Source organism: Paenibacillus ehimensis NBRC 15659 (assembly GCF_004000785.1).
GTDB classification, from domain to species: domain Bacteria; phylum Bacillota; class Bacilli; order Paenibacillales; family NBRC-103111; genus Paenibacillus_G; species Paenibacillus_G ehimensis.
The window spans coordinates 1-12,903 of record NZ_BILX01000066.1 but is presented as its reverse complement, the minus strand read 5'-3'; the positions used below and the strand labels follow the sequence as shown (position 1 = coordinate 12,903).

Here is a 12,903-nt window from a genome sequence, read left to right as displayed (position 1 = left end):
ACCAGTGAAAGAGGAATGCTACATGGCCATACGAATCCTGTCCGACCGAAAACTCGTCGTACTCGGCGCTTCGCTGCTCAGCGCCACGACGATTCTCATGTTCGGCATCCATGCGGCGGAGACGCGTCCGCCGCTTTCTTCCGTCCAGCACGACAACGCGTCTGTCTCGGGGGTAGTTCCCGAGCAGGCGACCCACGCAAAATATACGGGGAACCCGAACTCCTCTCAAGAAGCCGGGACGCCGACAGCGCCGGCGGTGCAGCCCTCCGACGGACGGACGGCGGGGAATCATCCGGAAGCCGCGGTGCAGCAAGGGAAGCCGGGGCCGGTCAAAGCAACGAAGCAAGTGGCGCTGACGTTCGACGACGGCCCGGATACCAAGTATACTCCGCAGGTGCTGGATATTTTGAAGCAGTATGAAGCGAAGGCCACCTTCTTCGTCGTAGGCAGGCAGGTCGTCAAGCACCCGGACGTGCTGAAACGCATTCATGAGGAAGGCCACTCCATCGGCAATCATTCCTGGGATCATGCGAACCTGACCAAGCTGTCTTCCAACCAGATCCAGAAAGAAATCACAAGCACGGACGAAGCGATCGAGAAAATTATCGGCGCCTCCACCCCGCTGGTCCGGGCGCCTTATGGCGCCGTAACCGCTTCGATCAAGCGCAACCTGACCTCCGCGGGACATCAACTCGTCGAGTGGACGGTCGATACGAAGGATTGGAGCGGGACGGCTTCGGCAGACATGGTGGAGCTCGTCCGCAAGCGGACGAAGGACGGCGGCATCATCCTGATGCACAGCTTCGGTGGAAAAAACGGCAACCTGGACAATACGGTAGAGGCGCTGCCGCTCATGATCGAAGCGTTGAAGCAGGACGGGTATGCCTTCGTCACGGTACCCGAGCTTGGGGTAAAGAAAGAGTAAGGCTTGCATGACCGATCCGGATCAAGCCGACAATTCATCTCTCAGCAAAGGAGTGCTTGCCGCATGCATACGATCAAGAGAGCGAAGCTGCTAGCCGCAGCGGCCGCCGGTCTGCTCGCGCTGACCGCCTGCCAGTCCGACGCGCCATCCGCTGCGTCCGGGACGTCCAAACCGCCCGAAGCCGCAGCTCCATCGCAGCAGCCGGGGACGGCCACCACACCAGAAGCCCCGGCCAAGCCTGCGCCGTCTTCTCCCGCAGCACCCTCGAACACGGAGTCTTCCTCCGCGTCCGCCGAAGCGCAGCTCAAGGATATTCTGGTCCTCGCGCGCAAAGGTCTGGTGAAAGGCAGCGAATTCGCCGCGCATACGGGCTTGATTGACGAAGTGGAGAAGAAATGGGGCAAAGCGGACCAGATCGATTCGGCCGGCAAAGGGTTGTACGCCACCTACAAGAATCGCGGCATTACGTTCGGCTTCAACAAAGGCGAGCTGATCTTCGATGTCCGTTCCTACGACCCGGAGCTTCACAAGCTGACGCTGCCCGCCATCGAGAAGACGCTCGGCAAACCGAAGGAAACGGCGAAGAACGGCGATGATCAAATCTACGTTTTTCAAGCGAGCGAGCAGTTCGAATTGAAATTTGTCATTCCGGCTGCCACCGGCAAGGTCGACCATATTTCCGTATTCAGTCCGCAGGACGCGAAAAACAATATGGCCGGATAACCGGCGGGCTGGAAGCGATTGACCTTTTGTCAAGCTTATTTTGCCCCTTTCTTTCGTTGGACGATCGCAGTACACTGGGTAGAGAAGGCACGGGGCGGGGCCGCTTTTCGGGTCCGGTTCCGTTCCGATTGAACCGGAATGTCGGGGAGATCGTCTAAAATTAGAGGTGGCAGCTTTGGAATCGAATGTCAATTTTGACTATTTGAAATACCTGTCCGCGAGCTCCGACAAGAAAGCCATTTTGAACGAGCTGATGAACGCGTACGGGAAAGACGTGTGGAATTACGCCTACAGCATCACACGGAAGTGGGATCAGGCTGACGATATAACCCAAGAGGTGTTCATCAAGGTTTACCGCAATTTGAGCACATTCCGCAGCGAATCCTCGGTGAAGACGTGGCTGCTCGCCATCACCCGCAACATGACGCTCGACTACCGCAAGGCGGCCTTCTACCGCAAGGTGACGCTCGTCGATTTCATCGCTTCGCGCGCAGAGTGCGAGCAGGCCGCTTCTACGGAACACGAGGTGCTCAGCAAGATGGCCGTGAACGAGATGTGGGATCTGGTGCTGAAGCTGCCCGTCAAATACCGCGAGGTGCTGATTCTGTACGCGCACCATCAGCTGTCCATGAAAGAGATGGCGGAGGTGCTCGGCGTCAGCGAAGGAACGATTAAATCGAGGCTGTTCCACGCACGGGGGAAAATATCGAAGATGAAGGAGAGTCGAAGCCTTGGATCCGATGGATAACGAGCTTAAGAAAGAATTGGCCCACGGGCCGTTCGGCCAAAACGGGTTCAACGACAGCTTGCGCAAGCGCATCGAAGAACGCATCGATAATCACGTCGCCGTCCGCAGACCCCGCAGGTGGGGCGCCTGGAGCGCCGGCGTTTCCGCCGTGCTGGCGTCGGCTCTCGTATTCTTGTTCGTTACGGACAGCCGCCCTCTCCCTCTCGTGCAGCAGGAAGCGGCGGAGAAGCTGGAGATCCAGCAGCCCTCCGCGGCCGCTCCCGCGCCTCACGGCCCGGATTGGGAAGCCTCCGTCCGGTCGGCGCTGCTGATCGGACTGCGATCCGATGCGCCTGCAGCCGAAGACCCTCAGGCTCCCAGCACGTACCGCACCGTTCTTATCGCACCGGATCGGAACCGGTTGCAAAAGACGGCGGAAGGCGAAGGGATTCTGATGCCGTATAAGCTGGATTTTTGGAAAATCGGGAATGAGCGGAAAGCCAACGGCTCGCAGGAAGCGCATACGCTGACGGCCCATTTGGCCTCGGCCAAACCGAAGACAAGCAGTAGTGCAAACCGTGGAAATCCGGCACAGACGGTCGTGTCGGAGAAGCTGATGTTCGCCGGCAACCGCTACGTTGCCGTGGCGCAAACGACGGCGGCCAAAAGCGGCGCAGCCCAATCCCCGGCACACCAGGACTATGTGTGGGTGAAAGAGCTGGGGCAGATCGCCTCGGGCCGGCAGGCGCCCGCGCCGCTATTGGAGCCGCACGTCACGCTGCGCAGCGTATTTGCCGCTACGGCGGTTCCCGTGCTGAAGGAGCTGAAGCCTGCGCCGCCGTCGGCACGCTCGGGACATGGGGAGCCGGCTGCAGCCGATCTCTCCGGCGAGAGCTGGACCATCGCCCGCAAGCAGGGCAAATGGACGGCGCAGATCGCTTCGTATGACAGCGAAGCGGGGGGTACGGCGTACCGCTTGCGGGAAGTGCCGCTGGCGTTGCCCCCGTCGGTCGTCTCCCACGACGAGCTGGCCGTTCCGTGGCGCGATATCGTGCGGGTGCAGCCGGGCGCGGTGGATGCCTTCTCCTCCCCGAACCGCGACATGGTCGCCGTCGTCACCGAGCAAAATATTATCATCTACCCGTACGCGGACCAGTGGATTCCGATCCCTCTCATGACGCTGCCGCTTCAACCGAAGGAATCGGTCGTCATGATTCAATGGGCTATGGGCTCCTACGTCGAGCTGTGGAAACGGCAGGTGAAAGCTTACTTGCAGCCGCAGTAAGTTAACCAAGAAACATTGGACGCGCTTACTTAGCGTTCTTTACGGAAACAAGTCCGGTTCCCGGAGCCATCGTGCCCCGGGAACCGGACTTGCTGCGTTATATCGGTCACTCCCATTCGATTGGAATTTTAATTTTCACCGTTCCTCCGGTTCCCGTAACGGAAATAGTTCGATGCAGCGCAGATGTAACTTTTTTGTTACAAAATCCGCCTCTTTTCGCTATAAGATAAAGTCCTACGAGCTAAGGAAAGAGGGAAAAAGCTATGCCATCACCGATCGAAGGAAAAGGCCGGTACATGCCCGGAATCGACGGCCTACGGGCTCTGGCCGTACTGGCCGTCATCGCATATCACCTTCACCCCGGGTGGGCGCCCGGCGGGCTGCTCGGTGTAGGGATCTTTTTCGTCCTGTCCGGTTATCTGATTACCGATTTAATAATCGCCGAATGGCGAAGAGAAGGACGGCTGAACCTGAAAAGCTTCTGGCTGCGGCGCTTCCGGCGGCTGCTTCCGGCCATGCTGGTTCTACTCTCGGCGGTTGCGGCATGGATATGGCTGGTCGACCGCTCCCGGCTGGCGGCGCTTCAGGGAGACTTCCTGGCGGCGCTCGCCTATGTCAGCAACTGGTGGCTGGTGTACCGCGAGGTGTCCTATTTCGAAAGCTTCGGCCCCCCTTCCCCGCTCGGCCATTTCTGGTCGCTCGCGGTGGAGGAGCAATTTTATTTGCTGTGGCCTTTGCTGTTGGCGCTCGGGCTGCGCTTGCAGCCCCGGCGGGGCTGGCTTGCCGGAGCCATGCTGCTCGGCGCATCCGCTTCTGCAGCCGCCATGGCGCTGCTATACGAGCCTGGCAGCGATCCGAGCCGGATTTATTACGGAACCGACACCCGAGCCTTCGGGCTGCTGATCGGAGCCGCGCTCGCGGTCGTCTGGCCGAGCGGGAAGCTCTCCTCCGGCACCTCCGTCCGCGTCAGGCGGATCGTGGATTTGGCCGGGACGGCAGGTTTGCTCGTCGTGCTGCTGATGATCGGTCTAAGCCGCCAGTACGACGCTTTCTTATATCAGGGCGGATTCGTGCTGTTGTCTCTGGCAGCGGCAGTCACGGTAGCGGCGCTTGCCCACCCGTCCGGCCATCTCGGACGCATCCTGGGCTGCCGTCCGCTGCGCTGGCTCGGCGTGCGCTCGTACGGCATTTACCTGTGGCACTATCCCGTGATCGTCCTGACCGGCCCGGCAGGCAGCGACGATACAAGCTTGGCGCGCGCCGCCCTGCAGTTGGCTGCTACCATCGGATTTGCCGCTATATCTTGGACATTCATGGAGGAGCCTATTCGCAGGGGAGGAATGAAAGCTTGGGGGACGCAGCTGCTCGGCTGGTACCGGAAACGGCTCCCAAAACCGGGCATGCGATGGGGCGTGTTGTCGGCACTGCTAATTTTATTCTTCTGCGTCTCCTGCATAGGGGAGAACCCGCAGCCTCCGGCCGCCAAAAATGCTTTGGCAAAGGAGAGCGAAGAGGTCGTTACGCCCGTTCCGGCCCATCAGCCGGAGCAAGCGACCGATGAAGCGGGAACAGTTACGGAAGCTCCCGGTCCGAAAGCGGACGAAGCCGCTGAAATCGTCCCACCCGCCTCCCCGGAAGCCGGTTCCGAAGAAGCCGGGGCAGGGATTACGGCGATCGGCGATTCGGTTCTGCTCGGCACCGCAGCGCAGCTGGAGAAGCTGCTGCCCGGCATCACAGTCGACGGCAAGGTCGGAAGACAATTGTCCCAGGCGCAGGAGGTCGCCGAACGTCTCCGGTCGAAGGGGAAGCTCGGCTCCCGGATTATCCTCGAGCTGGGCACGAACGGAGCTTTCGCCAAGAAGCAGCTGGAATCGCTGCTGCACTCCCTTGCCGATGCCGAGCAGATCGTGCTCGTGAATACGCGCGTTCCCCGCCCGTGGGAGGGAACGGTGAACGACATGCTGAAGGAAGCCTCCGGCCGCTTCGCCAATACGACGCTCGTCGATTGGCATGCTGCAAGCGCGGGCAAAGCTTCCTTCTTCGCTGCCGACGGCGTCCACTTGAACGCCGAGGGCTCCGAATATTACGCCTCGCTTCTGGCAAAGGCGGTACGCAAGCCTCGATTACCCCAGTGACGCGCCGAGCTTTTTCTCATAGCAGAGGCTGGACGGGCAGCCTACGTATTCTCCGTACAGCTCAATTTGGGCGTATCCGTTTTTTTCATAGAATCGAATGGCTTCCGGCTGCCGGTCGCCGGTTTCAAGCCGGACGGCTTCGAAGCTCAGCTCATGCGCCTTATTTTCCAGAAAAGCCAGAAGCTGCTTGGCCGTCCCGTTCCCCCGGCATGCGGGTTCGACATAGAACCGCTTCAACTCGACCTCCTTATCGTTCAGAGGACGGATTGCGCCGCAGCCGACAGGTCTGTCGTCCGAATAAGCAACGACAAAACACGTCTCGTCGACCTTGGCGTCTTCAAAATCAAGCCCAAATATTTCTTCCGGCGGATACAGCTCAGCCAAATAAGCGTCCAACTGACGGATCAAGCTCGCCAGATCCGAATCGGTAGAAGGCACGTGAACTATTTTGGTCCCTGCCAAATGGCAACAGCCTCCAGTCTGGATATGATATCTGCGGAATTCGGTTCAATTCGTTTCATTCTACCACGACACGGCGGCAAAACATATCCATAATTTGGGGCGCAGTCCGCACCGGCGGCTCCTTTTTGATATACCGCAAAAAATATCAAAACTACAAATCAGATCTGTATTACTGTTAGGGTATCGCCTTGGAGGAGTCGAAATGAATAACAGTGACGCCGTAATAAAAGCGATTGACTACATCGAAGATCGTTTACAGGATGGGGTGACGGCTGAGGAGGTTGCGCGGTTTGCAGGCTCGGCATGGAGATGCATAGTTCGCAAGCCCATGAATTTGGAAGCGTATGGGAGCGGTTCGTGCCGCGTGTGGGAGAAATCGAAAAGAAGGCGGGGACCAGGCCCAGGTTTTATGGAGTCATTGAACCTACGGGAGTCAAGAGGGAATTCACTTATACGGCTTGCGTGGAAGTCCGCGAAAAGGGAGCAATCCCTGAAGGAATGGTTTATAAAATCCTTCCCTCCAGCTCCTATGCCGTCTTTACGCATAAGGGATCGTTGGATAAATTAACGGATACGTTCCAGTATATATACGGTACATGGTATCCCAAATCAGGGAAGCGGCGCACGGACGGTCCGGAATTCGAAGTATACGGCGACAAATTTTTAGGTCCGGCGAACGAAAATTCGGAACTGGAAATCTACATTCCCATCCGCCCTTAATTTAGGAAAAAGAGGAGATGACACGAATTGAAGGAAACGCAGGAAAAAAGCAAACCTTTTCACGCCGGCTGCCGGGAGGTTGAGCTTACAGATGAACACATGGGCGTAACCTTTCCGATGATTGTGATGTATCCGACAGACGCTCCTGAGAAAATAGACAAACTGGGCCCCTACGACTTGGAGGTTTCGAGGAACGCGGAGCCGCAGGAAGGCGCATTCCCCTTAGTCATCCTTTCTCACGGCAGCGGCGGCACGCCTCTTGTTTACCGGATGCTTGCCCGTCATTTGGCGCGTAACGGGTTTATCGTCGGCATGCCCGAGCACCCGTTCAACAATCGGAATAACAACTCGCTGGAAGGTACCGTCGAGAACCTGACCCATCGCCCCAGGCACATTCGGACGGCTATCGATTGGTTTGTCGGCCGCAAGGATTTTGCGAAGGCTTTAAAGCCGGATGCCGTTTCGCTAATCGGACATTCTATGGGCGGATACACAATCTTGGCTGCGGCGGGAGGCGTGCCGACATCGTTTCCTTACGAGTCCCCGGACGGGCAATCGCATCGCATCCCGGTTACGCCCGATCCCAGAATGAAATCGCTGGTTCTACTGGCGCCGGCCTCCGTCTGGTTTCAAGATCCCGGCGCGCTGAATGCAGTCGACCTCCCTATATTGATGCTCGTCGGTGAAAAGGATCATTATACGCCGTATTTTCATGCGCAAATTATTTTGAACGGAGTCCCCGATCCCAAGAGGATTCAACACCGAATCGTTGAGAATGCCGGGCATTTTTCATTTCTGAGCCCATTTCCGGAAGCCATGATAACGGCATCGTTTCCTCCCTCTCAAGATCCGCCCGGCTTTCATCGCCAGACCTTCCATCATGAGCTAAACGCCGAGATTCTCGATTTTTTGCTGCGCAACGCTTGAGCGAACTGAAAGCCAATACACACTCCCCGAGGGTGCAGCTCCTCTTGCCTTCCGCCTGAATTATGATAAAATAAAAGTCATCAAGTTTCATTACGTGATATACGGTTTTATCAAATGAAACAAAAGGAGAGATGACTGTGGATCATGATCGGAGTGTTAAAGCGCGCGTTCAGGAGCAATTCGGCAAGCATGCGGATAAATATGTGGCCAGCGAGGGGCACGCACAAGGCGACGATCTCGAGGTGCTGCTGCAGTGGCTCGATCCCCGCCCCGAGTGGCAGGTGCTCGATATCGCGACCGGCGGAGGCCATGCGGCCGGGAAGCTTTCCGCCCACGTCCGGCACATTGTCGCGACCGATTTGACCCGGCCCATGCTGGCCGCGGCGGCCGCTCACCTGGCGGGCCGGGGATGCGGCAACATTCTATACACCGTCGCGGATGCGGAACAACTGCCATTCCTGGACGCCGCGTTCGATGCGGTCACCTGCCGGATCGCCGCGCATCATTTTCCGAATCCCGCGCTCTTCATGCAGGAAGCGGCGCGCGTACTGAAGCCTGGCGGACGTTTCGTGTTCATTGACAACGTCGCCCCGGACGACGACGACTTGGCCGCCTTCATGAACCGCTTCGAGGGCATGCGCGACCCAAGCCACGTCCGCTGCTTGCCGGTCCGCGAATGGAAGGCGCTGGCCGAAGCGGCCGGACTGCGCGTCGTGCGCGCGCAAATGAGCCGGAAACGGCATGCTTTTCCTTCCTGGGTGCGGCGGACCGCCGAGACGGAAGAGCAGGTGCGGCAGGTCGAGCAGTTTATCCTTGGCGGCTCCGCCTCCTGCCGCGAATACTTTGCCGTGCAGACCGGCGAAGGGACGGGCGGAACTCTGCAATCGCTGCAAATCGACGATTGGCGCGTCCTCTTGGAGAAACCGGCGCAGCCGTAACGTATGGCCTACAAGCCGCGCCAAAAGAAGCCCCGGCTCCCGCTTCCCCCTTCGCCAAGCTTATGCAGCTTGGACCACAGAGGAATGCGGAGGCCGGGGCCTCTCTTCTTCAGGCTGGCAACCATTCGCCTCCGCTAAGCGGGGTCCGGCTTTCCCGTGCCGCCGCCGGGGGCACCGTACGTCACGTGGCTCTCGAACGACGGATGCAGCGGTACGATCATGATGTGCGTCTGCCCCGGCCGGAACGCGGCTTCGCGGCCCTGCTCGTAATAGCGTACCGGATCGTTCGCCTTCTCCCGCCTCCACTCCAGCGATTTCACCTTGCCCTGCTGGAACAGCAGCGCCGGTCCTTTGCCGGTCAGCCGGACGTCAAGGCGGCCCTCCTTATCGAGCACCTTATGATCGGTGCCCATCACGACCACATTGGAAGCGCTCAGCGGCTGATCGTTGTTCAGATCGATATGCTTGCTGCCGTTGATCGAGCGTTGGTACTTGCCAGCGGCCGTATCATACTCGTAAGAAACGACATAGCTTTTCCACAGAAAGGTAATGTCTACCTTGGGAGCATCCTGCGCCGCCGCCCCCATCGTCTCGACCGCTTCCGCTTCATGTTTCGCAAAGGCGTATACCGGTCCCCCCGGCCCTTGCTCGTCCAGCCCCCGCTTTTGTGCGCCTGCGCGGATGTTCTCCAGATTCGTATACAGGTTGTGCGGAGCCTTCCGCGACTTCTCCCGCCAGAAATAAGGGCCGGCATTCGTAATCTCGTCAAGATCGGCGATTTTCTCCTTTCGAAGCTGCTCGTAGGCATCCGGACTGCCGCCCGCATGCACTTGGATGGCCCCGAAGCTTTTGCCGATATCGATAAAATATGGCCGAATGCTGCGCACCGGGCCGATCGGCTCCGCGAACGCGCTGCTCTGGAACAGCGCCACGAGCCGCGTCACCTCGCCTTCGGCCAGCACCTCGAACAAGACATCCGCCTGCGTCAGCCCGCTTTGCGGCCGCGCCGCGGGATGGTTGTTGATCATGACCATCACCGGCCGGGCGTCGCTGGGCTGAGGCAGCATCATCCCGGTCAGCGGCGCCTGATAGGCCGGCGGCTGAACCGGTGGCGTCGGCGGCGGGTCCGTGACGGGCTTCTCCGGCTCGACCGGCGCTGCGACGGGCTTGTCCGGCTGCCCGCCGCCCGTCAGGCTGCAGCCCGCTGCCGTCATGGCGAGGCACCCCGCCAGCAGCGCGAGCCTCCCCCGCCGCCAGAACCGGCTCCATCTTCTCCATCCTCTTCGTTTCATACACGTCACCTCATCTGCATGTCCTCTAGTAATCTATATTCTAGCGAGACTTGATTTAGAAGCGATTGCGCACAAAAAGACGAAAATGAGCGCTTATTACTATATTTAACGCGTTTTCTCTCTAAAAGTTTTCAACGCGTTCCCAACAACATCCCATTCTTCAAATAAATTGCAGCAGGGAAACAGGAAAATTTGTCGAAAATAACCATTAAAGATGCCGCCGTTGTCCGAAATCGTAACGACCGTTGTGATCAGAGATTGCGTTTGCGGTTCGATAGTCCATCGCCATCAGGAGGTATCTTATGATCGAAGTTCTTCCCCTGCTGCTGAACACCTTTATTATTATTCTATCTATCTTTTTTTATCAAATCGTTTGCCTCGACAAAGACAGGCCGGAGCGCACGAACCGGTGGTTCCTGCTCCTGTTCTCCACCGTAGCGATGGCGATGTGCATGGCTTTTCCGATCCGCTTTTTTTCCGGGCATATTTTCGACTTGCGCTATGTGCCGATTCTGCTTTGTTACTTGTATGGCGGCCACCGCAACCTGCTTTATATCTCGATCGCTTATCTCGCCTTCCGTTCGCTGCTCGGCGGAGAAGGCATGGTGACATCGATGATCGTGTACGCGATTGTGTTACCATTGATGATCATCAGCGGTCCCTTTCGACCCACCCAGCGCAAAATCAAGCGCGTGCTCCATGGCACCGGTCTAACCGTCGTCTGGGCGCTCGCAGCCATCGTGTTCTCCAGCTTTCGCATCGGAAGGGAAGACCTTCTGTTCAGTTGGTTTCTGGTGTACTTAATCCTTGTCACGACACTCACCATGGCGATGTCCCTTTTCATTCTGGAGGGAATCTATGAGAAAATGAAGCTGCGCAAAGAAGTGGAACGCGCGGAGAAAATGTATCTTGTCGGAGAGCTTGCGGCCTCGTTTGCCCATGAAATCCGCAATCCGCTCACCGTTGTAAGCGGCTTTTTGCAATTGATGGGCAAAAATCAGATTGCGGAAGAAGCCAAGCATGATTACCTGCGCATGATGATCACCGAATTGGAGCGGGCCCAGGCGATCATATCGGATTATTTGGCGATTGCCAAGCCGAAGAGCGATTCGATCCAGCTTATTCAAGTGGAGCCCTTGCTGAGGCAAATCATCGAATTAATGTCCCCTTACGCGCACATGAATACGGTCAGCATCGCCAGCTCCATCGAGCAGGGTCTTCAGCTCAAGGCCGACGCCTCCCGGCTCAGCCAGTCGCTGATCAACATTGTCAAGAACGGCATTGAAGCGATGCCGGACGGGGGAACCTTGGAAATCAAAGCGTATCGGCAGCAGAGAAAGCTGCTGATTGAAATATCGGATCAAGGCATCGGCATGACCCAGGCGGAGATCGACCGGCTCGGCACCCCGTTTTATACGACCAAAGAAAAAGGCACCGGCATCGGTACCATGGTCGCGCTCGGCATTATCGGAAGTATGGGCGGCCGAACCGAAGTGCACTGCGAGAAGGGAGCCGGGACGACCTTCACGATCATTCTTCCCATTCGAAGGGGCGAGGCAAGGGAATAAACCTTCGGTCATGGCAGTAATCGCAGGAATCCGTTTTGCGGTCGGCTTCCGGACTCGATATCAGAATGAGCAGTAAGCTTGCGAACAGTCGATCAAGCGCGAGCGTTCGAAGGCGGCGCCCTCGTGATCGTGTCCCGCCGCCGGGTTAAGCAGCTGTGCGGTCAAATCGGCTAAAGCGGCTTCCGCAATGTCCGTGCGCACCGGCCCCCACGCCTCGGCATGGCTCCGAACGTAGCTGACGGCATCGGAGACAGACAGCCCCTTCAGCTTCAGAAAGACCGAAGTCCACCGCACGATATCGGCGTATGGCTTCGTGTCCGGCACGATGTATTCCGCCCAACCGTTCACGCCGTGGCTGGACAGCTTAAGCAGCCCGCAGTTGCAATCGCGGCAATTGCCCGTGATGCGGGCCTCAATCAAGCGGCAATCGAACCGGTACACCTCGATAAGCCCGATCCGGCTCGTGGACAGGATCGCTCCGTTCACTTCAGGCAGGGGATCGCTTAATTTCAACATATCCATCTCTCCTTTTTCTTTAAAATATGGGGTATTTTAGCGATATAAAAAGCAAAAAGAAGCCCGAGAGCAGAGACACTCTACTCTCGGGCTTCTGCCACAGGAAATCCCACGGGCTGCAGAGGCACGATCGTCGTTCTCTCTCAATCCGCTTACGAGGTTAGCTGTCGGATTCGGGCTTGAGAGTGCCCTACCCCAGCGCTTGCAAAGCAAGCGCGAAAGGATTCACCCCGTGAAACCGTCCTGCCTATCGGCGGCTTCGATTGGTTCCCCCGCTTCCCGGTTCGGGAATTCAGCGTTTGGCTTGGCATATCAAGTTGTTGACATGAATCATACGCCGGTTGCGGCGCAAAGTAAAATCCGAAACCTCACGCTATTTTTGATCTTTTCGCTTTTTTTCATGGTGGAAACGGATTCATATGGGGCCGTCATTTATTATCGATAGAAAAGCTGCGCCATTCGTCGCTTTTCATCATTTTCAAGAAAAACGAAGAAATACCGAGATTCATGAAGAATAACGGAGATCATCAGCGCCTCTCTCCTGCCAAATATATCCTGAAGCCGAATATGCGCCGCGCCGTTTCTTTACATCGGTTAAATTGCAAGCGTATGATACGACTCAATATGATTCGAATTTTCAATCATGGTCGCTTAATTTCCTGAACCGGAAAGCGGGGGAACCAAA

12 protein-coding genes and 1 riboswitch are annotated in these 12,903 nt (G+C 57.5%); of the genes, 9 read left to right on the top strand and 3 right to left on the bottom strand.

All coding sequences use genetic code 11. The annotated features are described in order from the left end of the window. The first annotated feature begins 22 nt into the window (after positions 1 to 22). From PEH01S_RS26845 to PEH01S_RS26825, 5 genes are all read left to right on the top strand, one after another. Positions 23 to 925: a polysaccharide deacetylase family protein gene (locus PEH01S_RS26845; protein WP_025845420.1), complete on the top strand. Its 903-nt coding sequence runs from the start codon at positions 23 to 25 to the stop codon at positions 923 to 925. 63 nt (positions 926 to 988) lie between these two features. Further along, the gene (locus PEH01S_RS26840; protein ID WP_025845422.1) at positions 989 to 1,648 is read left to right on the top strand and encodes a YjgB family protein; all 660 of its coding nucleotides are present in this window, start codon (positions 989 to 991) and stop codon (positions 1,646 to 1,648) included. Between the two features lie 175 nt (positions 1,649 to 1,823). Beyond that, positions 1,824 to 2,396, top strand: a complete 573-nt coding sequence (locus PEH01S_RS26835) for a sigma-70 family RNA polymerase sigma factor (protein ID WP_025845423.1) — start codon at positions 1,824 to 1,826, stop codon at positions 2,394 to 2,396. Beyond that, a complete protein-coding gene (locus PEH01S_RS26830) occupies positions 2,380 to 3,660 on the top strand; it encodes a hypothetical protein (RefSeq protein ID WP_127489150.1) in 1,281 nt (426 codons plus the stop codon). Before PEH01S_RS26835 ends, PEH01S_RS26830 begins: the two co-directional genes overlap by 17 nt. Positions 3,661 to 3,923: 263 nt before the next feature. Then, positions 3,924 to 5,795, top strand: a complete 1,872-nt coding sequence (locus tag PEH01S_RS26825) for an acyltransferase family protein (RefSeq protein ID WP_127489148.1) — start codon at positions 3,924 to 3,926, stop codon at positions 5,793 to 5,795. On the opposite strand, the gene PEH01S_RS26820 is transcribed toward PEH01S_RS26825, so the two are convergent. Beyond that, positions 5,784 to 6,257 (bottom strand): GNAT family N-acetyltransferase, encoded by a 474-nt coding sequence (locus tag PEH01S_RS26820; protein WP_127489146.1) that lies wholly within the window; start codon positions 6,255 to 6,257, stop codon positions 5,784 to 5,786. The two genes, PEH01S_RS26825 and PEH01S_RS26820, sit on opposite strands and share 12 nt — an antisense overlap. A 303-nt stretch (positions 6,258 to 6,560) precedes the next feature. Between PEH01S_RS26820 and PEH01S_RS26815 the strand changes: the two genes are divergently transcribed. The 3 genes from PEH01S_RS26815 to PEH01S_RS26805 all read left to right on the top strand — a co-directional run bounded on the left by PEH01S_RS26815 (position 6,561) and on the right by PEH01S_RS26805 (position 8,842). Then, the gene (locus PEH01S_RS26815) at positions 6,561 to 6,977 is read left to right on the top strand and encodes a GyrI-like domain-containing protein (RefSeq protein ID WP_127489144.1); all 417 of its coding nucleotides are present in this window, start codon (positions 6,561 to 6,563) and stop codon (positions 6,975 to 6,977) included. A gap of 99 nt (positions 6,978 to 7,076) precedes the next feature. Beyond that, positions 7,077 to 7,904, top strand: coding sequence for an alpha/beta hydrolase family protein (locus PEH01S_RS26810; RefSeq protein WP_246063080.1), 828 nt, complete (start codon positions 7,077 to 7,079; stop codon positions 7,902 to 7,904). Between the two features lie 137 nt (positions 7,905 to 8,041). Next, positions 8,042 to 8,842, top strand: a complete 801-nt coding sequence (locus PEH01S_RS26805) for a class I SAM-dependent methyltransferase (RefSeq protein WP_127489142.1) — start codon at positions 8,042 to 8,044, stop codon at positions 8,840 to 8,842. Positions 8,843 to 8,976: 134 nt separating this feature from the next. Here PEH01S_RS26805 and PEH01S_RS26800 read toward each other — a convergent pair whose 3' ends face one another. After that, positions 8,977 to 10,134, bottom strand: coding sequence for a DUF3048 domain-containing protein (locus PEH01S_RS26800; protein WP_127489139.1), 1,158 nt, complete (start codon positions 10,132 to 10,134; stop codon positions 8,977 to 8,979). 302 nt (positions 10,135 to 10,436) lie between these two features. On the opposite strand from PEH01S_RS26800, the gene PEH01S_RS26795 reads away from it, so the two are divergent. Next, positions 10,437 to 11,702, top strand: coding sequence for an ATP-binding protein (locus PEH01S_RS26795; protein ID WP_127489137.1), 1,266 nt, complete (start codon positions 10,437 to 10,439; stop codon positions 11,700 to 11,702). A gap of 60 nt (positions 11,703 to 11,762) precedes the next feature. On the opposite strand, the gene PEH01S_RS26790 is transcribed toward PEH01S_RS26795, so the two are convergent. Then, a complete protein-coding gene (locus PEH01S_RS26790) occupies positions 11,763 to 12,218 on the bottom strand; it encodes a hypothetical protein (protein ID WP_025845439.1) in 456 nt (151 codons plus the stop codon). A gap of 133 nt (positions 12,219 to 12,351) precedes the next feature. After that, a riboswitch (cyclic di-AMP (ydaO/yuaA leader) is annotated at positions 12,352 to 12,526 on the bottom strand. Positions 12,527 to 12,903 lie beyond the last annotated feature (377 nt).

Bases quoted from the DNA above. Each gene is read 5' to 3' on its own strand.
- PEH01S_RS26815 (WP_127489144.1), top strand. From the start codon at position 6,561: ATGGAGATGCATAGTTCGCAAGCCCATGAATTTGGAAGCGTATGGGAG.
- PEH01S_RS26790 (WP_025845439.1), bottom strand. From the start codon at position 12,218: ATGTTGAAATTAAGCGATCCCCTGCCTGAAGTGAACGGAGCGATCCTG.
- PEH01S_RS26795 (WP_127489137.1), top strand. From the start codon at position 10,437: ATGATCGAAGTTCTTCCCCTGCTGCTGAACACCTTTATTATTATTCTA.
- PEH01S_RS26810 (WP_246063080.1), top strand. From the start codon at position 7,077: ATGGGCGTAACCTTTCCGATGATTGTGATGTATCCGACAGACGCTCCT.
- PEH01S_RS26825 (WP_127489148.1), top strand. From the start codon at position 3,924: ATGCCATCACCGATCGAAGGAAAAGGCCGGTACATGCCCGGAATCGAC.
- PEH01S_RS26800 (WP_127489139.1), bottom strand. From the start codon at position 10,134: ATGAAACGAAGAGGATGGAGAAGATGGAGCCGGTTCTGGCGGCGGGGG.
- PEH01S_RS26845 (WP_025845420.1), top strand. From the start codon at position 23: ATGGCCATACGAATCCTGTCCGACCGAAAACTCGTCGTACTCGGCGCT.
- PEH01S_RS26840 (WP_025845422.1), top strand. From the start codon at position 989: ATGCATACGATCAAGAGAGCGAAGCTGCTAGCCGCAGCGGCCGCCGGT.